Origin of the sequence: uncultured Phascolarctobacterium sp., from assembly GCF_958349595.1 — a bacterium.
Classification (GTDB): Bacteria; Bacillota; Negativicutes; order Acidaminococcales; family Acidaminococcaceae; genus Phascolarctobacterium.
In genome coordinates, this window is the sequence record NZ_CATWDQ010000001.1 from 18,176 (window position 1) to 42,751 (window position 24,576).

The 24,576-nt window shown below is 40.9% G+C and carries 16 protein-coding genes and 1 riboswitch; of the genes, 15 read left to right on the plus strand and 1 reads right to left on the minus strand.

Translation table 11 applies throughout. From position 1 onward, the window contains the following. Positions 1–5: 5 nt before the first annotated feature. From Q4G98_RS00085 to Q4G98_RS00105, 5 genes are all read left to right on the plus strand, one after another. Positions 6–968, plus strand: coding sequence for an ABC transporter substrate-binding protein (locus Q4G98_RS00085; RefSeq protein WP_301961787.1), 963 nt, complete (start codon positions 6–8; stop codon positions 966–968). Continuing rightward, positions 965–2,008, plus strand: a complete 1,044-nt coding sequence (locus Q4G98_RS00090) for an iron ABC transporter permease (protein WP_298564680.1) — start codon at positions 965–967, stop codon at positions 2,006–2,008. The genes Q4G98_RS00085 and Q4G98_RS00090 overlap by 4 nt, the downstream gene beginning before the upstream one ends. Positions 2,009–2,031: 23 nt before the next feature. After that, positions 2,032–5,748 carry a cobaltochelatase subunit CobN gene (cobN, locus tag Q4G98_RS00095; RefSeq protein WP_301961788.1) on the plus strand — a complete coding sequence of 1,239 codons (3,717 nt, stop codon included), beginning with the start codon at positions 2,032–2,034 and terminating at the stop codon, positions 5,746–5,748. Next, entirely contained in the window at positions 5,735–6,769 is a 1,035-nt protein-coding gene (locus Q4G98_RS00100; protein ID WP_298564684.1) for a radical SAM protein, read from the plus strand. The genes cobN (Q4G98_RS00095) and Q4G98_RS00100 overlap by 14 nt, the downstream gene beginning before the upstream one ends. An 89-nt stretch (positions 6,770–6,858) precedes the next feature. Further along, positions 6,859–7,149, plus strand: a complete 291-nt coding sequence (locus Q4G98_RS00105) for a hypothetical protein (RefSeq protein WP_046431391.1) — start codon at positions 6,859–6,861, stop codon at positions 7,147–7,149. 40 nt (positions 7,150–7,189) lie between these two features. Here Q4G98_RS00105 and Q4G98_RS00110 read toward each other — a convergent pair whose 3' ends face one another. Next, positions 7,190–8,026, minus strand: coding sequence for a MerR family transcriptional regulator (locus Q4G98_RS00110; protein ID WP_046431394.1), 837 nt, complete (start codon positions 8,024–8,026; stop codon positions 7,190–7,192). 102 nt (positions 8,027–8,128) lie between these two features. Continuing rightward, positions 8,129–8,309, plus strand: a riboswitch (cobalamin riboswitch). A gap of 198 nt (positions 8,310–8,507) precedes the next feature. On the opposite strand from Q4G98_RS00110, the gene Q4G98_RS00115 reads away from it, so the two are divergent. The 10 genes from Q4G98_RS00115 to cobN (Q4G98_RS00160) all read left to right on the plus strand — a co-directional run bounded on the left by Q4G98_RS00115 (position 8,508) and on the right by cobN (Q4G98_RS00160) (position 24,566). Further along, positions 8,508–10,448 carry a TonB-dependent siderophore receptor gene (locus Q4G98_RS00115; RefSeq protein ID WP_298564687.1) on the plus strand — a complete coding sequence of 647 codons (1,941 nt, stop codon included), beginning with the start codon at positions 8,508–8,510 and terminating at the stop codon, positions 10,446–10,448. Positions 10,449–10,521: 73 nt separating this feature from the next. Beyond that, the gene (locus tag Q4G98_RS00120; protein WP_298564689.1) at positions 10,522–11,298 is read left to right on the plus strand and encodes a carbon-nitrogen hydrolase family protein; all 777 of its coding nucleotides are present in this window, start codon (positions 10,522–10,524) and stop codon (positions 11,296–11,298) included. Between the two features lie 65 nt (positions 11,299–11,363). Further along, positions 11,364–12,461 (plus strand): adenosylcobinamide amidohydrolase, encoded by a 1,098-nt coding sequence (locus Q4G98_RS00125; protein WP_298564690.1) that lies wholly within the window; start codon positions 11,364–11,366, stop codon positions 12,459–12,461. Beyond that, on the plus strand, positions 12,446–13,402 hold the full coding sequence (locus Q4G98_RS00130) for an ABC transporter substrate-binding protein (protein WP_301961789.1): 957 nt from the start codon (positions 12,446–12,448) through the stop codon (positions 13,400–13,402). The genes Q4G98_RS00125 and Q4G98_RS00130 overlap by 16 nt, the downstream gene beginning before the upstream one ends. Positions 13,403–13,424: 22 nt before the next feature. Further along, the gene (gene cobN, locus Q4G98_RS00135; RefSeq protein WP_298564693.1) at positions 13,425–17,144 is read left to right on the plus strand and encodes a cobaltochelatase subunit CobN; all 3,720 of its coding nucleotides are present in this window, start codon (positions 13,425–13,427) and stop codon (positions 17,142–17,144) included. A gap of 86 nt (positions 17,145–17,230) precedes the next feature. Further along, the gene (locus Q4G98_RS00140; RefSeq protein ID WP_293718037.1) at positions 17,231–17,554 is read left to right on the plus strand and encodes a hypothetical protein; all 324 of its coding nucleotides are present in this window, start codon (positions 17,231–17,233) and stop codon (positions 17,552–17,554) included. A gap of 199 nt (positions 17,555–17,753) precedes the next feature. Then, positions 17,754–18,842 carry an adenosylcobinamide amidohydrolase gene (locus Q4G98_RS00145; protein WP_298564695.1) on the plus strand — a complete coding sequence of 363 codons (1,089 nt, stop codon included), beginning with the start codon at positions 17,754–17,756 and terminating at the stop codon, positions 18,840–18,842. Between the two features lie 5 nt (positions 18,843–18,847). Then, the gene (locus Q4G98_RS00150) at positions 18,848–19,846 is read left to right on the plus strand and encodes an ABC transporter substrate-binding protein (RefSeq protein WP_298564705.1); all 999 of its coding nucleotides are present in this window, start codon (positions 18,848–18,850) and stop codon (positions 19,844–19,846) included. Positions 19,847–19,860: 14 nt separating this feature from the next. Beyond that, a complete protein-coding gene (locus tag Q4G98_RS00155) occupies positions 19,861–20,817 on the plus strand; it encodes a TIM barrel protein (RefSeq protein WP_298564696.1) in 957 nt (318 codons plus the stop codon). Between the two features lie 11 nt (positions 20,818–20,828). Next, the gene (gene cobN / locus Q4G98_RS00160) at positions 20,829–24,566 is read left to right on the plus strand and encodes a cobaltochelatase subunit CobN (RefSeq protein ID WP_298564697.1); all 3,738 of its coding nucleotides are present in this window, start codon (positions 20,829–20,831) and stop codon (positions 24,564–24,566) included. Positions 24,567–24,576 lie beyond the last annotated feature (10 nt).

The following is a 24,576-nucleotide window of genomic DNA, read 5'->3' on the forward strand; positions in this document are numbered from 1 at the left end:
GTTTTATGAAAAAAATACTGTTGGTTTTATTAGCTGTTTTCCTGCTTATAACCAGTGGCTGCAAGCAGCAGACAGTTACTCCTGTGGAAAATCCTTCCTCTGCATATGTCGTAACAGATGATAAAGGCCGCCAGGTGAAAATTTCCGGCAAGCCGATGCGAATAGTCTCTGCTACTTACGGAACTGATGAAATTTTAGCGGAAGTTGTTGATCCTGGCAGGATCAAAGCTTTCAGTAAATGGGCTGGAGACCCGGAGATAACTTTTATAACTCAGGAACAGGCTGATCAAGTTGGTAATAAAGTTGGTGAAAATACTGAAGCGATTGTAGCCTTGAAACCGGATCTGGTCTTTGTTTCAGTTGCTACATCCGATTCCCTGGTCAAAAATCTGGAAGATATGGGAATTCCGGTATATGTTGCTGGCAGCCCTAAAACAGTAGCAGCTATGCGGAAAAAGGTTTTGGGCGTAGCTGTCGCTGCTGGTGAAAATGCCAGAGGAGAAGCGCTTGTTGCTGCAATGGACCAAAAGCTTTTGAAACTTGAAAGTAAGCTGCAGGCAATTCCTAAGGATAAAGAAAAAATCGTAATGGCGTTTTCTTTTATTGGCGCTATTGGGCGTAAAGATAATTTGCTGGACGATATTTTCCAGTACGCGCATGTCAGAAATGGTGCTGCAGAAGCTGGACTGGATCAGGGCAGCAACTCTTTGTCTAAAGAACGTATTATTGCGATCAACCCGGATGTATTTTTACTGCCGACCTGGAATTTTGATTCTAATAATGATGTGCAGAAATATGCAGAGCAGGTAGCTGCCGATCCTGCTTTTAAAAATATCAAAGCTGTTAAAAACAAACGTCTGGAATTTGTTTCCGACCGTTACCGTTATGTTGCGTCACAACATGTTACAGACAGTATAGAAGCTGTTGCTAAGGCTGTTTATCCTGAATTGTTTGTCAAGGGGGAATGAGTAGTTTGTTTAACCGCAAATCGGGTAAAAAGTTTATCTTCTTATTATTTATTGGTTTGCTGCTCGTTGCGGCAATATCGTTAACCTGCGGCCAGATAAAAATACCGCTGCATAATACTTTATCGGCTATTGGCTACCAGCTCGGTCTGCCTTTTGTTGATAAAAACGATTTTTCACAGGAACAGATGGCTGTTGTCTGGTATATAAGAATGCCGCGAATGGTCGTAGGACTTTTGGTAGGCGCCGCTTTAGGCATCTCAGGGGCCGTTATGCAGGGTATTTTCAGTAATCCGTTGGCTGATCCCGGCATCATTGGCGTTTCCAGTGGCGCTGCAACCGGGGCGGTACTTTCAATCGCGTTAGGCTGGGCTACAGAAAGTATGTTTGTAATGCCGGCTTTCGCTTTTGGCGGTTCGGTGTGTGCCGTAGCATTAACGGTATTTTTGGCAATGCGTAACGGCAAAATACCAGTTATGACTTTACTGCTGGCAGGTGTTGCTGTAGGTATGCTTTTGGGAGCTGTTACATCAGGGCTTCTGACCTTTATGAACGAACAAAAACTGCAGCAGTATCTTTTCTGGATGGTTGGCGGGTTGGATTACAGGCGCTGGGAGCATGTCTATATGGCTATTGGACCGGTGAGCATCGGTATTGTGATCATGCTGGCCTTAGCGCGGCATCTCAATATCCTGGTGCTTGGCGAAACAGAAGCGAAGGCAGTTGGCATGCCTGTTCTGCCCTTTAGAATGGGGCTTTTGTTCGTTGCGGCGATGACTACGGCGACCTCTGTTTGCGTCAGTGGCAATATAGGCTTTGTAGGTCTTGTCGTGCCGCATATGATGCGTATGATAGTTGGGCCTGACCATCGTGTACTGCTGCCTGCCAGTGCCTTGGCCGGCGCTGCTTTTTTAGTCATTTGTGATTCTTTGGGACGGATCATCATCCCACCGGCAGAAGTAAGAGTAGGTATTATGACGGCCCTTTTAGGTACGCCGTATTTCCTTTATTTATTGCGCCGGATGCAAAAACAGGTATTTTAAAGTGACAAGTGTGGAGGATGAAAATGAGTAAAGTGGTATTTTTAAGTAATGTTGACAGGCGTTTTGCGATGATGCAGGCTGCTTTGGAGCAGCTGCGGCAGGAAAATTTGTTAAGTAAGGATTCTGTTTGCGTCAAACTTTCCGATGACACTGTCTGGAATGACGAATGGCAGAAGCTTCTTCATAATGCAGATATTTTGCTGCTTAAATGGATGGGCGCCGGTATTGATACACCCTTTTTGAAAAAACTGCTGCCTTTTCTTAAGCAAAAACAGCTGCTTTATTATATCGATGCTGCAGGTACGGAAGAAGAAGAACTGGTATATGGGATAGAGAAAACGGATCTGGAACAATTGAAAGCCTATTCTTTATACAGCGGTATGAAAAATTATCGCAATTTATTGCTGTATGCTGACAGCATTGTAACTGATAGAACAGATGTTGAAGCGCCTGATCCGATGTATTGGAGCGCTATTTATCATCCCAGATCGCCAAAGGTATATACAGAACTGGCAGCATATAAAAAAGACTTTTGTGATAATGCCAAGCCTACAGTCGGTATTTTGTTCTACCGCGACGAATGGGTATGGGGGGACCTTACCTATCAAACAGCGTTGATCGATGAAATAGAACGACAGGGTATGAATGCGGTTTGCGTATTCAGTAACGGTATGCCGGTTTTAGAGTTAGGGATGCCCAGTCTGATCAAAATTTTTGAAGATTATTTTTGCGAAAATGGTGTACCGATAATAGATGTTTTTGTCAATACAATGAAATTTTCATTGACCGGCGCGCGGTCAATGACATTAGACTTTCTGAAAAAATTTAATGTACCAGTGTTGCAGGCCTATACGCTGCTGACACCTTACCAGGATTGGGTCGATAATTTTGAGGGCATGAACGCTATGGAGGTTTCCATCAGCGTAACAATGCCTGAATTTGACGGCGCTATACACGGAGTGCCGATAGCAAATAAAAAGCTGCTGGAAAATGGCGATGTACGTTATTTGCCGATCCAGGAGCGGATCGTGCGGATGGTGAACAAGGCCCGTAAATGGGCGGCGCTGAGGCGCAAGGAAAATGCTGACAAAAAAGTAGCGATAATTTTTCATAATTATCCGCCGCGCAACTCCAATATCGGCAGTGCAGTTGGGTTAGATACTATAGAAAGTATCAGACTTGTTTTGCAGGCGTTGCATGAACGGGGATATAAGGTTGATAATATTCCTGATGACGGCAAAGCGTTTATTAACGAATTGACAGCCAATGCTACTAACGACAGGGCCATGCTTACTGAAAAGCAATTGGCAGAAGCAAAGAAACTGAGCGGCGCTGATTATAAAAAGTTTTTTGACAGGCAGGCGGATAGCGTTAAAGCACAGCTGCTTAAAGATTGGGGCGAAGTTCCGGGAGAAGTAATGAATTATGATGGAGATCTGCTTGTTCCGGGAACGATGAACGGCAATATTTTCGTTACGGTGCAGCCGCCACGTGGTTTTGGAGAAGACCCAAGTAAGATCTATCATTCACCCTTCTGTGCGCCCACGCATCATTATCTGGGCTTCTATCACTGGCTGCGCGACATCTGGCAGGCTGATGCCGTAGTGCATGTTGGTACTCACGGGTCATTGGAATGGCTGCCAGGGAAAAATGCCGGATTGAATAATACCTGCTATCCGGATGTTTCTTTAGGTGATCTTCCCAATATCTACCCTTATCTTATTACTATCACCGGTGAGGGTATTCAGGCTAAACGGCGTGGCGCGGCCTGCCTGATCGAACATCTGCCGCCGCCAATGACGGATGCTGGTGTTTATGACGAATTGGAAGAATTGGAAAAACTGATGGATGAGTATTGCCATTTTGAAAAAACGCAGCCGGAAAACCTGGAAAAACTGCAAACGCTTATTATAGAAAAAGTAATGCAGGCTAATTTGCAGGACGAAGTTATTTGTGACGAAGAAAAACCTTTCAACGATTATGTTATGGATTTGCACAACTATATTACGGATCTGAAAAATATGCAGGTACGGATAGGATTGCATATTTTGGGGCAGCCGCCCCAGGACGAAAATCTGCGTGAGTATCTGCTGCTGCTGACGCGGTTGGAAAACGGTGAGATACCTTCTTTGATGCAGGTACTGGCCAGCCAGTATGATTTTGACTATTATGACCTGCTGGAGAACAGCGGTTTGATGTACGAACCTTTAAATATTACTTACGGTGCCTTGATTGACAAATTACGTGCCCGCAGCCGTGAAATCATAATTTACCTGATTGAGAACAGCTTTGAGGCAGAAACGCTGTGTGGTTTGGAAAAATTTGAGTGGGTACGTGATGGAAGCAGCGAATTTAAGTCAAGGCTTAAAAATATCTGTATCTATATCTGCGATACCATTTATCCTAACCTGATGCTGACTACACAGGAACGGGAAAATCTTTTGCGGGGATTAGAAGGGCAGTATGTAGAACCTGGGCCATCCGGTGCTCCCAGCAGCGGCGGTGCTGATCTGCTGCCAACAGGCCGCAATTTTTATGGCATCGATCCGCGCAATCTGCCTACTCCTGCTGCCTGGGAAATCGGTAAAAATTTAGGCGATCAGGTAATCGAAAGATATATCAGCGAAGAGGGACGTTATCCGGAAAGCGTCGGCATCGTGTTATGGTCGGGAGCCAATATGCGCAGTCATGGGCAATGTGTCGCTGAATTTTTATACCTTTTGGGTGTGCGGCCACAATGGCAGCATGGCAGTCAGCGGGTAATCGGTCTTGAAATCATTCCGCTCATGGAATTGAAACGACCTCGGATCGACGTTACCGCAAGAATCAGCGGTTTATTCAGGGATACGATGCCCAGCGTCATGGATTTGCTTGATAAGGCTGTTTTATTGGTTGGCGAACTTGAAGAAGACACTGAACAAAATTATGTACGTAAACATTTACTGGCCGACAGTCAGGAGTTAGAAGCAGAAGGTTTAACTAAAGAAGATGCCTGGCGGCAGGCGTCTTTCCGTATCTTTGGCGATGAGCAGGGTGTTTACGGGGCTGGCGTGGCGGCTTTGCTGGAAGCGAAAAATTGGGAAAGCATCGATGATATTGCCGATGTTTATGTGCGCTGGGGCGCTCACGCCTATGGCGGTAAAGTCAAAGGTAAATTTCTGCCGCAGCAATTCCGTAAACGCATGGGCAGTTTAGACGTTACGATCAAGAACGAAGATAACCATGAAACGAATATGCTCAGTTCTGACGACTATAATGCATATCATGGTGGAATGATTGCCGCGGTACGCAGCATCAAAGGTTCTGCCCCGCGGTCTTACTGCGGCGACAGCACAGATAAAAGCAAGGTCGTTATGCACAGTGTGCAGGAAGAGGCTAAACGTATTTTCCGCAGTGAAGCTATCAATCCGAAATTTATTGAAGGTATGATGAAACACGGCTATAAAGGTGCCGCCGATATGGCCAACTATATTGCGCACAGCTTCCAGTGGGATGCTACCAGCGCTGTCATGGAAGACTGGATGTATGAAAAATATGCTGAAAAGTATACTTTTGATCCCAAAGTTCAGGAATGGCTGCGTGACGTTAATCCCTGGGCCCTGCAGCGCATGGCCGAAGTGTTGCTGGAAGCTGAGCAGCGCGGTTTGTGGCAGGCAAAACCTGAAACCAAAGCAGAATTGCAAAAGATCTATTTATCAGTAGAAGGAGAATTAGAGGAACGCAGCGATGAACATTCCTAAAATAAAAATGCTGGTTCTCAGTCTTACCGGAGAGTGTAACTTTGCCTGTAAGTATTGTTATGCTTCAGAACATGAAAGCAGTATGCTTAAAGTTGATGATGCTCTTAAAGCTGTGGATTTGGCGGCCGGCAGCGGAGAAAAATTTGTTATTCAGTTCAGCGGCGGCGAACCGCTGCTGAACTTTGAGTGTTTAAAAGCTGTTGTAGCTTATGTCCAGCAAAAGAATTTGCCAGCAATTTTGCAGATCCAGACAAATGGATCCTTGATGACAGATGAAATTGCACGATATTTATTTGAAAATAAGGTTGCAATTGGCGTCAGTTTAGATGGCAGGCCCAAGGTAAATGACAAGCTGCGCCTGACAAAAGCTGGAGAAGGAGCCACCAGTGCTATTTTACACGGCTTAGAAGTTTTAAAGCGCAATAATATAGCAGTTGGTATTACCTGTGTAGTAACAGATGAAAATGTTGATGAATTGGCTGGAATAGTTGAATTTGCGTATTTTATAGGTAATATTCGCAGGATAGGCTTTGATTTGCTGCGTGGTCAGGGCAGAGGAGCAGACTTGCAGCCGCCTTCTGAAACAGCAATGCGCAGGGCTATGGAACAGGTCTATGAAAAATCACGTCAATTAGCACGTCTAACAGGTTATAAAATATATTTTGCACAGCAGGAACGCGTTAAAATACTTTGTGCTGATTCTTCCCATGAATTTGGCCATTGTTACGCAATGAACGGAGAGGCTGCTTTTGTTGATGCTAAAGGCGATATTTATGCCTGCTCTTCACTGGTTGGCAATAAGGATTTTTATATCGGTAATGTTGAAACCGGTCTGGATAATAAATTAGTGAATAAAGTGCAGGAACAGATCAGGACTTCAATGTTTTTCTGTAAGCAGTGCGAAGATTTTAAACTATGCGGCGGCGGTTGTTTTGCCCGCTGGTATGGCAGCGGCGTTAAAACGCCATATCCCAGCGAGTGCGCGCTAAAAAGAGTGTCGATAGCACAAATAAAAAAATAATTCTATCAAAGTATTTACTCTACTATAGGTATATGACATATGATGAAGACAGGGAAACCTGAAATCATATACCAAAGGAGAGATATACTATGACACACCCCAAATATGAATTGCCGAAAACACCTCATGCAGAATATCGTTACAAAATGGCGATGAAACACGTAGAAGCGGCTAAAGCAGCAGGAAAATCTGCAGAAGAGATTCATGCTATGTTCAATCAGATAATGAATTACGATATTGATAATTTACCTGATGACGCTGCACATAAAACCTATAAAATGGCTGTAGAGCATGCAAAAGCCGCACTGGCAGAAGGCCGTTCTTCCGAAGAAGCACATAAAATTTTTCAACAGGTATTGGATGCTGCCAAAGTAAAATAAAAAATACAGCTCAGAACTTTTTTTAGTCTGAGCTGTATTTTTATTTATAATCTACGGGAATCATTATTTTAGTTACATATTGCTGAGATGACTCTGTAGACCAATAATTACGTAATTGTTCTATATATAAATCACCAACTATTTCTAAAGAATTCAACTCAATAAAGTCAAAAAGTTTTTTTATTGTATGTTTGTAATTTACATGATAACCATTAGGTGTAAAAATAGAAGCGTAAAGACCTTCCGGTTTTATTTTTACGTCATTGTATTCATCGGGGTGAGAAACCGTGGTAAAAATTGAGGTTATATCTGATAATAAGCCTGCTTTCAATTTTTCATAAGGAAGGATATAACCCATTAAATATTCATTTAAAATTTCACTTACAGCAAATGGATAATTATGTTTGGCTACAAGCTTTATTTTTTCTTTCATCGAAGAATTAAGGTCAGTAAATTTGCTGACAACTATATATTCTTTTTCATGTTCTTCTAAAGTTATTCTGTCAGTTTTTATTTTTTTTACTTTTTCAAGGCGATTTATTTTTGTTTGTAAATTGAGTATATTACGACTCATAATATCTATTTGTAGTTTATATTCATTTTGCTTACTAGAAAAAAGGTTTTGCAGATCATCAATATTACGATTTTGTATGTAACTTGTTATTTTTTTTAATGGAACACCAAGTTTACGTAGATTAATAATAATATCAAAAATAAAATATTGTTCCAAAGCGTAATAACGATAACCGTTTTCTTCTATCAAAGCAGGTATAAGGATTTTATTGCGTTCGTAATAAAATAACGTTTGTTTGGAAACACCAAAAAGACCAGCGAATTCACCGATAGTAAAATAGTTTTCTGATATTTTTTCTGCCATTACTTAAAACCCCTTAAAATTTCTATTGACTCTACTATAGGTATATAGTTTAGCCTTAATCACAGTTAGTAATAAATTATTTTTAAATTATACTTCTATATACAATTGAATACTTTAACGGGTCTCTTGTCAAGAGTTAATAGAGAAACCGGTGTAAATCCGGTATGGTCCCGCCGCTGTAATGGGGAGTGAACCTTAATATGTCACTGAGAAGAAATTCTTGGGAAGGCAAGGTAAGCAATGAACCAGAGTCAGAAGAACTGCCTGTTAAAATAATTTGTATTTCCCTGCGAGAGATAGGTGGAAATATAGGAAAAGTACGTGTTTACTTGTCAGTTCTTTTCCTTTTTCCTTAAACCTTTGTCGCAGTGACAGAAGGTTTTTTCTTTTGTTTTGGCAAAAATGTTTTACGGCCTGAAAGAAAAGGGTGAAGCATTTTTTGACAGATAAAAAAGTTGTTTAGGAAAGGAATTGATGAATTGTGAAGAAAAGTTTAAGCAACAAAATTTTGATGACTTTACTGGTAAGTGGTAATGTCATCTGGGGGGGTACAGCAGTACATGCTGAAGAAGGGAAAATAAGTGAGTTTAATTTAGATCAGATTGTTGTAACTGCCGGAAGAATCGAGCAGTCAAATTTTGACTCTAATGCTAACGTTAATGTTGTTTCACGTAAGGAAATAGAAGATAAGCATTATCAAACGGTTAGTGATGCACTGCGCAGTGTTCCCGGGGTGAGCATTCAGAACTATAGCGCAACTGGTGCTAATTATTCAGCAGATTATTTGTATATAAATGGTACTAGTCATGTGCTGGTTTTAGTTGATGGTATGCGTGCAAACACCAATGGATCGACATTTAGTGTGTTTCAGCCTTCAGAAATAAGCAATATGGATAATATCGAGAGAATTGAAGTTTTAAAAGGGTCTGCGTCCACTCTTTATGGTTCAGATGCAGTTGGTGGTGTTATCAATATTATTACTCGTAAACCTGATACGGGAGTAAGCCGTAGTAAAATTTCCGCAGTTGTAGGCAGTTATGGAAAGCGAACTTATAATTTTTATAATCAGGGCATGACTAAAGCTGGATTATATTGGACTGTTAATGCACAAAAGGACAAAATGAAAGACTATAAAGATGGACATGGAAATTATACGCGCAATATGATTGACAGCGAGAGTTATGGCGTAAAAATTGGTCAGAAATTCGGTGATAAAGCAGATATTAATTTTAGCTATTCCAAATATAAATTAGACTATGGGCGTCCTGAGACTTCTTCTGATATGATGGGACCGACCATTTTCACTGGTGGTATGACTGATGGAAGTAAAAATAATACGAAATATGCAGTGGCATTTAATTATAAATTTAATGATAAATTGAATAATAATTTGTCATTTTTTTCACGTACTTCAGATTTAGATGATGATACTAATCATCCGGCAACATTGTGGCTGATGCGTGAAAAAACATGGGGTTTTTCTGATCAGTTGACTTATGCAGACGGTAATCACACTATTGTTGGTGGTTATGATTATTATAAGGATGCTATGAATAAGTATCAGGATCAATATACACCGAATATGACTGGTACCGTAGATAATAAGGCTTTTTTTATTGAAGATAAAATGAAGTTCGGTGCTTTCACTGTTACACCTGGTGTACGTTTATCTAAACATTCCGAATATGGAAATAAAACTACAGCCAGTGGCGTTATTTCTTATGATTTTAATGATATTACTACAATGTATGTATCATATAAGGAGTTTTTCCGAGCCCCATATTTATATGAATTATATAATCCATTTTATGGCAGTGGAAAATTGAATCCAGAAGAAGGGGAAACCAAAGAGATTGGTTTCAATACCAGAATTGATAATAAAACTACTTTTGCAGCTCATTATTATCAGACAGATTCAGACAACCTTATTGGGTTTAATAGTGACACATGGAAATACTACAATGCTGGAGCGGAACGGATTAAAGGTTGGGACGTGCAGTTAACAAAATTATTTGATAAAAATTTAAGTGTTACATTGGCTTATACTCATACTTATATTGCACCTACAAATTCTGATTCTAATGCTAACCGCAATGGTTACATTCCAAAAGGGCAATATGATTTATCACTTAATTACGAAAATAGTAAATTCAATGGAATTGTGACTGTAAAAGGTATAGTGGATCGTCCTGGTAATAAAAAATACGAAAATGATGTGGCTGATTCTTTTAAAAATATCTGGACAATGGATGCTGCGTTGAATTATAAGCCGGTAAAGGGGATGAATATTTTCTTGAAAGCAAATAATATTTTCGACAGAATGTATACGGATATGACTTATGATATGCGTCATCCTGGTGGAGTTGGTTGGTACTCACAACCAGGCCGAAATGTCTTAGTCGGCGTAGAGTATTCGTTCTAACATAGCTTCCTTTCATCAGCGGTGGCATGTGGTTTACCTGTGCTGCCGCAATTTTACTAATTTGGAGTCAATTATGAAAATAGCATTTCTACATTTTGATTTCTGTGGCGGCCCGCAAAGTGCGAATACAGAGAAAATCTTGCATGGCATGAAGATTGCTGCTGCTGTTGGTGCAGAATGGATTTTGACGCCTGAAATGGCACTGCAAGGGTATTTTATGGTAAAAAGCGAGAAAAAGTATGTGCTTGCTTCCACTACTAATGGTGTTTATAACCCATTTAAGGAAGCAACTGTAAATTTGGGGGTACGTTTGTTTTTAGGCTGCGGGGAACAGGAAGATAATACTGCGCCTCACAATAGCTGTGTAGTTATTGATCAAAAGGGAAAGGTGACCGCCAAGCACAATAAAGTTAAAGTTGTTAAATGGATCACAGAAAATTGGGCTGAGCCCGGCAACGGTTTTAAAGTACATTATTTTGATGAAGTGCAAACAGGATTGCTGGTATGTGCTGATACATGGTTTGCAGAGCATGGCGAGCTTTTAGCAAATCTTGGAGCAGAACTTATGGTATCCATTGCCGCCTGGCCTGACAGTAATCATGGAGGACCACCGCGGGAGGCATGGAAACGCTGTTCAAAGTCTGCAGGGGGGATACCGCTGCTGCTTTCTAATCAAACAGGCAATAATGGTATGGATTGCCGTAAAGCAGAGAGCGCAGTTGTTCAAGATGGTGAAATTGTTTGTACTTATAGCGGCGATGAAGCAGTACTATTTGTCGATTTTGATAAGCAAAGCAAGAGAGTATCGTCCAAAAATTTTGAAATTATTAAATTGGATGGATGCTTATGAATCATTTTTTCATTTTATGTATATTGACGTTGTTATTTTCAGGTACTGTCAGTGAGGGCTTGGCAATGGAAAAAGAAGTTTTATTAAAATTTGAAAACGGCGATGTTATTTACCGAATAGAAGATACTGTTGTTATTGATTTTTTAGATAAAAGAGATGTTCTCAGCAGTTCATTATTTAATGGTGGTTGGCGCAATGACCTGCAGGCAGTACTCAATCATCATCCTGCAAAAGAGCAGGAAGCGATGACGATAGATGGTTATTTTACCAATATGAACAGATTGTGCAAAAAATTAGGGTTTGATGCGGATAAAGTAAGCACTATGGGAACTGGTGTCCCTATGAAAAATGTTGCAATCAAACAAGCTGCACACGAAGGTATCAGAGTTACAGCAGTAGTTACTGCGGGAGCGGAGGGCAATCCAGGCCGTGTTGGTGACCAAGCTGTTTATAATGCCATAGCAAAAGAGAAAATGCCGCGGCCGGGTACGATAAATATCATGCTGTATTTTAATTGCGATATGCCTCCAGGTATTTTAGCAAGAGCTTTGGTTACAGCAACGGAGGCTAAAACAGCGGCACTTCAGGAATTGCTTTTAGGCAGCCGTTATTCGAGCGGATTGGCTACAGGTACAGGCACAGACCAGATTTTGGCTATCAGTGATCCGCAAGCCAAATTGATGATAACCGACTGCGGTAAACATACTAAGCCCGGTGAATTATTAGGGCAGGTCGTCAAAGCAGCTGTAAAAGAAGCTTTATATAAACAAAATGGTTTTGATGGCAAGAAGATGCATGATGTTATACGGCGCATGGAACGTTTTGGTATGAGCCGTAACAGGCTTATGGAGGATTACAGGACAAATTATGATGAAAAATTAAGTGATAAAAATTTTGAACAGGCCCTGTATAACTTAAACTTGAATGGTGAAATATTAACGTTGACCAGTTTGTATGCACATTTACTGGATCAGTATGATTGGGGGCTGCTATCACAGCAGGAAATAGATTCGGGCGGCAGTTTGCTGCTGAAAAAAATAGCCGGTGATTTGCGTTTTAAACAGTTAGAACAGCATGAAGAAATCAGGCCGTTCGTCAGAAACTGGGAGCAGGTTTATTTAGCTTTACTGAATGAGGAAGTGAAACGATGTTCAAAAAGTTAGGAATTTTTATATTGAGCCTGATATTTATTTGTATTACGCTGAGCGGCTGTCAGAGTCTTGTTGACGATAAAAAAATGTCAGTCAGCAAAAAACATACTGTTACTGACAGTGCCGGCAACAAAGTAACTTTGCCTGTTAAGCCGCAGCGGATAGTTTCTTTGACTTTAGGCACAGATGAAATATTAATGGATATAGTTGCACCGGAAAGGATCGCTGCATTGACTTATCTTTCTGATGACAGCGGCATCTCTCATATTTCTGAACGCAGCATACAGGTGAAAAATAAAATAAAAGGCAACAGTGCGGAAGCTATTTTAGCACTTAAACCTGATCTGGTTCTGATTGCTGATTGTTGGGGGTTGAATATTCTTGATACTTTGAGGGAAATGGGTATCAATGTTTATGTTTATAAAGCTCCATATACTGTAGCGGATGTAAAAAAGACTATTCGTGAGGTTGCGTTTATAGTGGGCGAAGCCGAACGCGGCGAGCAGGTTATTAAAAACTTTGATGACAAAATAGAAGCTGTGCAGAAAAAAGTTTCAGGTATTGCAGGAAATACAAACAGGAGTGTTATCGCTATTACCGGTAAAGGTGCTTTTGGCGCTAAAGGTTCTATTTATGACGATATGTGTAAGTATGCACGTATAAAGAACTGTTTGCAGGATTTAAAGACTGATGACAGTACTACTATTTCTAAAGAAATAATAATTAAGGAAAACCCTGATGTTATCATCGTTCCTAGTTGGGATGCTCCTGGAATGCTGAAGGTTCAGAGCATGAAAGAAATTTTGAATGACGAATCGTTGCAGACGGTTACAGCTGTAAAAAATAAAAAAGTGCATCAGGTGCCTGGAAGATGTCTGTATTGCGTTTCACCGTATGTTGCCGATAGTATTGAGATTTTAGCTAAAGCTGTTTATCCTGAAGTTTTTAAATAAAATTGAGTTTAGGAGGAGTATCATGAAGAAAATAGTTTTTGTTACCAACATGGAACCCCACAAAGTTGGTATGCTGGAAGCTGTTAATTCGGCAGATATTGCAGAATTAACAAATCTTTTTGAAGTTATTCAGGTCAACGACAGCGAATTGTGGACAGATCGTTGGCAAAAATTGATCAACGATTCGGCTTTTGTTCTGTTTACCTGGATGGGAACGGGACTAAGCTGTGATTTTTTAAAAAAGGCATCTGCTTATATGCAGCAGCAAAAAATTACTCATCTTTTCAACATCATAGATCCCGGCGATGATCTGTTGGAATATGGTGTCGAAGCGGGATGCAAAGAAAGTATTCAGCAATACTTTGCCTGTGGCGGACTGCAAAATTACAAAAATCTCTGTTTGTGGCTGTTAGCTTGTTTTTGTGGTTTTGAGGTCAAATATGAACAGCCAGAGCAGATGCCATGGAACGGAATTTATCATCCGGAATCAAAAAATATCTTCACATCTTTGTCAGAATACCAAAAGCAGCATTATTCAGCAGATAAACCTACTGTTGGTTTTATTTTTTCGCGTGAAGATTGGCTGTGGAATAAACTTGCTTATGAAGAAGCCATAATAAGGGCTGTTGAACAGCATGATTGTAATATTATTGCAGTATTTACGACTACGATGGGGAATGCGCAGACTGGTGCTGTAAAATTAAGTGATTCGTTACAGCAGTATTTTTATGAGGCAGATAAACCTGTTATTGATGTCCTTATCAATCCATTTGTATTCTCTCTTACGGTTACAGGATTTTTGGAACTTCAGGATATCCAGAGTTTGGGAGTTCCTGTGCTGCAGGTTTACAACGTTTATATGGATTTTAAATGGTGGGAAAAGAACATGGTTGGACTGACAGCGAACGAAGTGTCGTATGCTGTTGCCATGCCAGAATTTGACGGCATCATCCATTCAGTACCGGTTTCTACCAATGAAGAAAGGGACGACGGCGCTCATTATCGCAAACCTCTGTTTGGTCGTATTGATATGCTGGCCCGGAAGGCTAAAAAATGGGCAATGCTGCGACATAAGGATAATAAAGATAAAAGAATAGCTATAGTTTTTCATAATTATCCGCCAACCAATTCAAATATTGGCAGCGCTGCTTGCTTAGATTCTTTGGAAAGTATCAGACTGCTTTTAGAAGAAATGCAGAAACATGGTTATAGAGTTGACCGAATACCTGCTAACAGCCAGGAATTTATTGAGGACGTTACAGCGCATGCTACTAATGACAGAAGATTTATTTCGGAGCAGCTGTTGCGTGATGCAGATGGTAAATTAAGTGAAGCAGATTATAAAAAGTTTTTTGCAAAATTGCCTGCTAAAACTCAGGAACAGTTGCTGCGCGATTGGGGAGCCGCGCCGGGCGATGTGTTCAGGTATGAAGATGTCCTGATTGTTCCGGGAATGTTAAACGGAAATATTTTTATTACAGTACAGCCTCCTCGCGGCTTTGGTGACGATCCCGGTAAAATTTACCATTCACCGGATTGTGCGCCAACACATCATTATTTGGGTTTTTATCACTGGTTGCGTGATGTTTGGGGAGCCGATGCGATGATGCATGTTGGTACTCATGGTAATCTTGAATGGCTCCCAGGTAAAGGTAATGCGATGTCAGGTGCCTGTTATTCGGACATTGCTACAGGTGATATTCCTAATGTTTACCCATATTGGATTACTTGCGTTGGGGAAGGGATTCAAGCGAAAAGACGTAGTGCTGCATGTTTGATAAGCTATTTGTCTGCGCCGATGAGCATTTCTGGGACTTATGAAGAACTTGCGGAACTGGAACAGCTTTTAGAAGAATATTGTCATTTTAAAAATGATGATAACGCCAAATCTAATCTTGATTCTATTCAGGATATGATACGCAGCAAAGCTTCTGAATGTAATCTGGATGAAGATGTTCCAGAAAGTGAAAGCTTAGATTTTGATGATTATGTGGGTAAACTGCATGTTTACATGACAGACATCAAAAATATGCAGATGAGTATTGGCCTGCATACTTTGGGAATACCGCCACAGGATGAAGAACTGACGGAATATCTGCTTGCTCTTACAAAACTGGATAATGGTAAAGTACCATCACTTACTAAAACATTGGCCGAAATGCATGGTTACGAATATTATGATTTATTGGAAAACAGTGGCAATATGCTGCCTGACGGCAGTAAAACCTATGGTATGCTGCTTGATGAGATCAGGGCAGAAGCTACAGAAGTGATAGTGTTATTGCAGTCACACGATTTCGATGTAAGTTTCTTAGATACAGTTTTTGATTTGCAATGGACTGCTAAGCTGCAAGGTGAGATGCGTGATAAATTTATCAATGTCGTAAAATATATTTGTACAAGTATCGCTCCTGGTTTACTGAAAACTACATTGGAGCAGGAAAATACGTTACGTGCGTTGGATGGATATTATATTGATCCCTGTCCGTCAGGGGCACCTACAAGTGGCGGTGCCGATCTATTGCCTACGGGACGGAATTTTTACAGTGTTGATCCGCGTACGCTTCCTACTAAAGTGGCATGGGAAATAGGAAAGCAAATGGCTGATGATGTTATCAATCGTTTTATTAACGAAGAAGGCCACTATCCAGAAAGCGTTGGTATCATACTTTGGGCTACCAGTAATTTACGTAACCATGGGCAGTGCGTAGCAGAATTTTTATATCTTATGGGTCTAAAACCTGTTTGGCAACCCGGAAGCCTACGTGTTATAGGTTTGGAAATAATTCCTTTGGAAGAATTGAAACGTCCTCGTATAGATGTGACAGGTAGAATAAGCGGATTGTTTAGAGACAGTATGCCGGCCTCTGTTACATGGATGGACGATGCGGTACAAATGGTTGCTGCTTTGGACGAACCGTTGGATATGAATTTCATTCGTAAGCATGTTTTGGAAGAAGTTGGTGAGCTTGAAGCAAATGGTGTTGAAAGAAAAAACGCATGGCGGCAGGCTTCTTTCCGCATTTTTGGCGATCCACCAGGCGCACATGGTGCAGGAACAGGCGATGTTCTGGAAGCTAAAAACTGGGAAACGGTAGATGATCTTGCAGCTGTGTATACTCGTTGGGGTGCGCATGCTTATGGTGATGGTTCAGAGGGAAATTACCTTCCTGATACTTTTAAAAAGCGAATGTCACAAATTGACGTAACCGTACAAAATGTTGATCACAGAGAGTCTTCAATGCTCAGTGGCGATGACTATAATAATTATCGCGGCGGTATGATTGCTGCAGTTCGCAGTTACAAAGGCAGTATGCCGCGTAATTATGTCAGTGACAGTTCGGACCGGAATAAGGTACAGCTGCGAAGCCTAACCGAAGAACTGAAGCGTTGGTTCAGAGGCGAGGCTATGAATCCAAAGTATATCCAGGGGATGAAAAAACATGGATATAAAGGTGCTGGTGATTTAGCAACGTATGTGGCGGTAAGTTATCAGTGGGATGCTACCAGCGAAATAATGGAAGACTGGATGTATGAAAAGTATGCCGAGAAGTACGCTCTTGATCCGGAAATGCAAAAATGGATGCAGGAAGTAAATCCCTGGGCTCTGCATAGAATTACAGAGGTACTGCTTGAAGCTGAGCAGCGTGGATTATGGAATGCGAAAATTGAAACCAAAGAGGCTTTGCAGGAATTGTTTTTGTCAATGGAAGGTGAATTGGAAGAACGCGGCGATAAATAAAATTTATAAATTGCTTGACTATATGGCTGGTATATAGTCTAATATAATAATACAATCTAGTAAGAATTTTTTAAGAGGTGATTGAAATGACTTGTAAAGAACATCCTAAATATGAATTGCCCAATACCCCGCATGCTAAACATCGCTATGAAAGCGCGATGAAGCATGTCGAGGCGGCTAAGGCTGCAGGTAAATCTACGGAAGAAATCCATGCTATTTTCAAAAAAGTAATGGAGTTTGATATCAAAGATGTAGAGAAATTACCTGCTGATGGACCTCACGCTAAGTATCGCAGCGCTGTTATCCATGCTCAAAAAGCTTTAGCTGCTGGTAAAAGCAGTGAAGAAGCACATGAATTATACAGAAAAATTATGGCTGGCGAAGCAACCGGCGGTTGCGGCCATCATTAAAAGTTCATAGTCTGGTTGTCAGAAGTGCGTTAAGCCGCGATCCCGTCGCTGGGTATAAATCCCAGGAGACAACCGTTTTAAATCTCTTGGTACCCTACGAGCGATAGGATTGAGATTAATGACCGAGATAATCGGAATCTAAAACATTAGTGTCTTCCTGCCTGTGCAGGAAGACACTTTTTTTATGGGAGTTGTTAAAATGAAATTATATACCATATCGACAGGTGATATAGCATATCGTTATGAGAAAAGTATTGTAGTATTTTTTAAAGGTGCACGAAAAGTACTTAGTACATCTGTTTTTAATGGTGGGTATCACGAAAATTATAAGGCCGTATTTAATCATGACGGTAAGGTTGGATCAGGTATGCCGTGCGAGATGTTAGCTGATACTTATACCGAGCATATGCAGATATTGGCTGAACGTATAGGATTAGAGCCGGATCTTGTCACTGGAATGGGAACTGCTGCAGATATGGAAAATGTAGCAATCGAATCGTTGAACTACGAAGAACTGACTGTAACGGCTATTGTTACCGGCGGCATTGAAACCAATGGTGGACGAGTAGGCGATCCTTCCGACTATTATAAACCGCTGGAAAAACCGAATAAACTGGGAACTATCAACATAATCTTAGTGCTGGATACCGATATGCCGCCGGGAACTTTGGCAAGAGCACTGGTTACCTGTACAGAAGCCAAAACGGCCGCTATTCAGGAACTGCTGGCCGGAAGCAACTATTCAACAGGACTGGCAACAGGATCGGGAACTGATCAAACTATCATTGTTGCCAATACAGAATCCGAACTTTATCTGGAAGGTGCAGGCAAACATTCCAAACTGGGTGAGCTGATTGGGAAAACGGTTACAAAAGCAGTGAAAAAAGCACTGTCTAAACAGTCTGGTCTGAACCCTAAAACGCAGCATAATGTTTTTAAACGGCTGAAAAGATTTAAAGTTACGACTCAAAGTATCTGGGACTTATATCAGCAGCAGTCGGTATCAGGGGTATTGAAACCTGAATTTTTAGAAGCTGCTGAATCTCTGGCTGTTGAACCGCTGATGCTTACATATACATCTTTATATATACATTTACTGGATCAGTTCTTATGGGACTTGCTTGATAAAAATGAAGTAATGGAAGCCGCTGAGAAAATTTTGGCAACTATTGCTACAGAGTACAACAGTGAAGCTGTTGTATTAACAGATGTTTCGGTAGAAGCGATGATGAGAAGATGGAGTGAATTGTTTGTAGATATTGTTGCAAATAAACTGGGCAGGGCTTGACTGTGATGAAAAACGGTTCTGTAAATAAATATGTGCTGTCAATACTGCTACTGGCAGTTATTTTGGTGTGCGGCTGCGGCAGCGAAGCCGTAAAAGACGAGAGCAATACAGCCTATGAGGTAGTTGATGATCAGGGTACAGTAGTGCGCTTTGAGCATAAGCCGGAAAGAATATTGACTTCAGCAATGGGGCTGGACGGTATCGTTTTGGGCATGCTGCCGGAAGAGAAACTGGTAGCCGTCAGTGCGTTATCAGATGATCCTGTAAGTTCCAATATTGTAGAAAAAGCACAAAAAATAAAGCGGAAAATAAAAAATCCCTCGGCAGAGGAAGTTTTATCTTTAAAACCTGATGTGGTTTTTATTTATAACTGGGGCAAAGCAGAAATGGTTGATAATCTGCGTGAGCTGGGAATTAAAGTAGTCGTTGTCAACGGTCCTAAAAGTATTGAAGATGTCAAGAACAATATCATACTGATCGCCAAATGCCTGCATGAGGAAGCAAAGGGTGCACAAATGATAGCCAGGATGGATGAGAAACTCTCAGAGCTTAAAGCTAAAGTAGAGCAGATAAGCCCGGAACAACGCAAAAAAGTCGTTTTGATTTCATTAATGACATCTTATGGCGGCAAGGGCTGCACCTTTGATGATATTTGCCGGTATGCCGGTGTTATAAATGGCCTCTCTGCAGCTGGTTTGCATAATGGTCAGCCGCTGACAAAGGAAATGCTGGTATCGGTCAATCCGGATGTTTTGATCATGCCGGTGTATAACGATCATCAGACCTTTGATATTGATAAATACAATCAGGAGTTTTTAGAAGATCCGGCGTTGCAGACATTAACAGCGGTTAAAGAAAAGCACCTTTTTTATCCGCGCGAAGGATATATCTATAATTCTTCTCAGGATATAGTATTTGGAGTCCAGGAAGTAGCCCGTGCTGCTTATGGAGAAGTGTTTGCGCAACCTGAAAATTGCCATATTTCAGTAGTTGAAATTAATTGAGAGAAGGAAATGATTTGAAACAGCTCATAAATTATTGCCCTGTACACGGATATGAACAGGAGATCGGGGACTATCCAGGGAATATGGATGCGTATTTACAGGATAACGATCTTGACGGGATTGAACTCTATGTTTATCAGCAGCACCCCTATCAGGTTGATTATACTGAGAACAGTTTTGGTGTACATTTAAAATATTGGCCCTACTGGTTAGATTTTTGGTATGGTGATGAGAAAAATTTACAAAAAAATTTTCAAGATGCAGAAGAAATTAAAAAGTATTATTTTGATGCTGCTGATCAGACGCAGTGGCTGCAGGCAATTCGTAATAATATTAAAGCAAGCCTGGCCGTTAAGCCGGAATATTTGGTCTGGCATGTCAGTCATTGTGATTTAAAAGAGATTTTTACTTTTGATTTTCGTTATACTGACGAGCAGGTCATTGATGCTACGATCGAAGTGTTTAATTCAGTTTGTGATGTGATCCCGGAAAACGTCGTAGTTTTATTTGAAAATTTATGGTGGCCTGGCTTAAGACTTGTCAGGCCTGAAATAGTAGATCGGCTATTTTGTGGAGTAAAAAAACATGCTGTGGGTATCATGCTTGATACAGGGCATTTACTGAATACTAATACTGCTTTAAAGAATGAAAATGACGGTATTGAGTTCATCTGTAAAACAGTTGAAAACTTAGGTATGTATAAAAATTATATTAAAGGCACACATTTGAGTTGTTCACTGTCAGGTGCCTATCAAAAGCAAAGTTTGGAAAAGCGGCATACTGACACTTCAATGATGACTATTATGAAACACATAACAAGTATTGACCAGCATCGCATCTTTAAAGAAGCTGGGTTAAAAAAATTAATCGATTGTTTGCAACCTGATTATTTAGTGCATGAATTGTTTTACGATAATCTTGCTGAATTATCGGGGTTAGTTAAAATGCAGCAGAAGCTTTTGCGTAAATAAAAACTTGGATCATGGTGGAGAACAGTATGAAAAAAATTTTATTTGTCACCAATATGGAACAAACAGCGGCATTGTTGCAGGATGCTTTGGAGAAAGTGCAGGAACAGTATCCTGAGAGCCTAAAGGGGCAGGTTTGCTATCTGCAAAGCGATGCTTCCTGGGAAAAGGCGTGGGAAAAAACTTTTACTGATTTTGATGTGATAATTTTCCCGTGGATGGGCACCGGGTTAAATACAAAGTTTTTATCAGAATCCTCAGCTTTTTTACAGAAACGGCAGATAAAACATCTTTATTTGATGAGCGGTAATCCGGAAGATGTGCTGCAGGCTGTTTTTACAGAACCTGAAATACAAATCGTTAAGCAATATTATGTTTATGGCGGTTTGCAAAACTGGTGTAATTTATGGCTATGGCTCAGCCAGAATCAGACTGGAGCTGAGAAAATCGCAAAACCGCCTGTTAATTTGCCCTGGGATGGTATTTATCATCCTGCTGCAGACAAAATTTATACAGATCTTAAAGAATATAAAAAAGAGTTCTTTAAAGCAGAGCAGCCAACGATAGCGGTTGTTTTTTACAGAAATGACTGGTTGTGGAATAATACTGTTTTTGCCGATGCGATTATAAAAGAAATAGAAGCTCAGCATTGTAATCCTTTATGCTTTTTTTCCACAAGCGCTCCAGACAGTGACAACGGGTGTGAAGGTTTCAAAGGTGCAATGAACAGATATTTGCTTCAGGCGGGGCAGGCTGTTGCCGATGTCTTTATCAATACTATCAAGTTTTCATTATTTACCATTCGAGCCTGTGCGCTTGATGATTTAGAAAAAATGAATATTTCTGTCTTACAAGCCTATACTTTATACCGCACATATCAGGAATGGTACGAAAATTTTGATGGAATGAGCGCTATGGAAATATCATATAGCGTTAGCTTGCCTGAGTTTGACGGCATTATTCATGGAACTCCTGTAACAACTAACGAAAGAGATGACGAAGGCAGGCAGCTGACACAGGTTATACCGGAACGGATGAAGATGCTGATCAGAAAAGCCAAAAAGCTGGCTGTTTTAAAACGCAAGAGAAATTATGATAAAAAGATTGCGATCGTTTTTCATAATAACCCACCGACAAATTCCAATATCGGCAGTGCCTGTGCAATTGACTCTATCGAAAGTATAAGACTGTTTCTGCAGGATTTAAAAGACCAGGGATACAAAGTTGATCGCCTGCCGGCAGACAGGCAGGAATTTATTAATGAACTTATCGAACACGCCACTAATGACCGTAATTTTATGAATGACAGCCTGATAAAAAATGCCTACGGCAAAATGACATCAGCAGAATATCAGAAATTTTATCAAACTCTGCCAGAAAAAGTTCAGAAGCGTTTGGAACTTGACTGGGGCCCTGCACCGGGTGACGTTTTCAAATATGATGATTTTCTACTGGTGCCAGGAACTTTAAATGGCAATATTTTTATTACCGTACAACCGCCGCGAGGTTTTGGTGAAGATCCTGATAAAATTTATCATTCTCCAGATTGTGCGCCTACACATCACTATCTTGCGTTTTACAGCTGGCTGCGTGATATTTGGGGCGCTGATGCTATGGTCCATGTAGGTACGCATGGCTCTTTGGAGTGGCTGCCAGGCAAAGGGACAGCTTTATCCAATGAATGTTATCCGGATATTTGCACTGGTGACCTGCCTAATATCTATCCCTATTGGATTGTCGATATTGGCGAAGGGATACAGGCCAAAAGACGCAGTGCAGCCTGCCTGATCAGTTATTTATCTGCTCCTTTAAGTTTAGCGGGCGTTTACGGAGAATTGGCTGAACTGGAAAAGGCTTTGGAAGAATATGGCCATTTTAAACAGGATAGAGATGCTGACCTCACAGAAGTTATGCTGCAAATAAGAGAAAAAGCGGCTGACGCAGACCTGAATGATGAAGTGAAGGAAAGTGAATTTGCTGATTTTGATGGGTATGTAGGAAGACTACACACATATCTTACCGACTTAAAAAATATGCAGATGACAACGGGATTGCATATATTGGGAAACCCTCCTGCGGGAGAAAAATTGATAGAATATCTTTTTGCACTGACAAAATTAGAAAACGGAAGTATACCTTCATTACCGAAAGTTTTGGCAGCTGCTTATGGATATGATTATTATGATCTGATGGACAACAGCAGCAGGCTGCTTCCGGACGGCAGCAAAAGTTATGGTGTATTACTTGATACAGTAAACAAAGAATGTCTGACCTTGATCAGAACTTTGTCTGAAAATGGATTTGTAGTATCAGAAAAACAGATCGCTGATCTGGCTTTTGTGAAAGTCCTTTCTGATGAGTCCAGACAAGAGCTGCTGCTGGTTGCCGGCTATATTTGTGACAGGCTGTATCCTAATTTGCAGCTTACGACATTAGAACGCAGTAATTTTTGGCGCGCGCTTGCTGCAGAATATATTGAGCCAAGTGCAGCCGGAGCTCCAACCAGCGGTGGGGGCGATATTCTGCCGACGGGAAGGAATTTTTATGGCGTAGACCCGCAGCTTTTGCCTACGCCAGTGGCCTGGAAAATAGGCTCACAAATGGCGGAAGATGTTATTAATAAATTTATAAGTGAAGAAGGCCGTTATCCTGAAAGCGTAGGAATTTTGTTATGGGCAACCTATAATATGCGTTCGCACGGACAATGTATGGCTGAATTCATGGCTTTGATGGGCGTACGGCCTGTTTGGCAAAAAGGCAGCCTGAAAGTTATTGATATAGAAGTAATACCACTGCAGGAACTGCAGCGCCCACGTGTCGATATTACAGGAAGAATAAGCAGTCTGTTTAGAGACACTTTGCCAGGCGCTGTTTGCTGGCTGGATAAAGCTGTAAAAATGGTAGCCGAATTAGACGAAAGTTTTGAAGATAATTTTGTTCGTAAGCATATTGTTGAAGAGTCTCAAAGACTTGAAAGTGAAGGTGTTGATGCGGAAAGAGCATGGAAACAGGCATCCTACAGGCTTTTTGGTGATCCGCCGGGGGCACATGGCGCTGGTGTAAGCGCGCTTTTGGCAGCACGTAATTGGGAAAATATTGACGATATTGCTCAGGTGTATGTGCGTTGGGGCGGACATGTTTACGGTGAAGGAGAAAAAGGCGACTATCGTCCCGATCTTTTTACTCAAAGAATGTCCAAGCTGGAAATAACATTAAGTAATATTGATAACAGAGAATCGAATTTACTTAATTCTGACGATTATAATGCGTATCGTGGCGGCATGATCGCCGCTGTAAGAAGTATCAAAGGTGAGATGCCTAAAAATTACTGCAGCGATAGTTCTGACAGACAGCACGTGGTTATTCGGACTCTGGATGAGGAAGTAAAAAGACTATTCAGAGGTGAGGCAATAAATCCAAAATACATCAATGGTATGAAAGAATTTGGCTATAAAGGCGCAGGTGATCTGGCAACATATGTAGATCATTGCTTCCAATGGGATGCCACCAGCGCTGTTATGGAAGACTGGATGTACGAAAAGTTTGCTGAAAAATATGCGTTGGACAAGGATATGCAGGACTGGTTTAACGAAGTTAATCCCTGGGCGCTGCAGAGGATTGCTGCAGTTTTACTTGAAGCAGAGCAAAGAAATTTGTGGGCTGCTAAGCCTGAAACGAAAGCCGAACTGCAAAAATTGTATTTATCAATGGAAGGCGAATTAGAAGAACGCAGTGATAATACTTCAAAATGATAAATTTTAA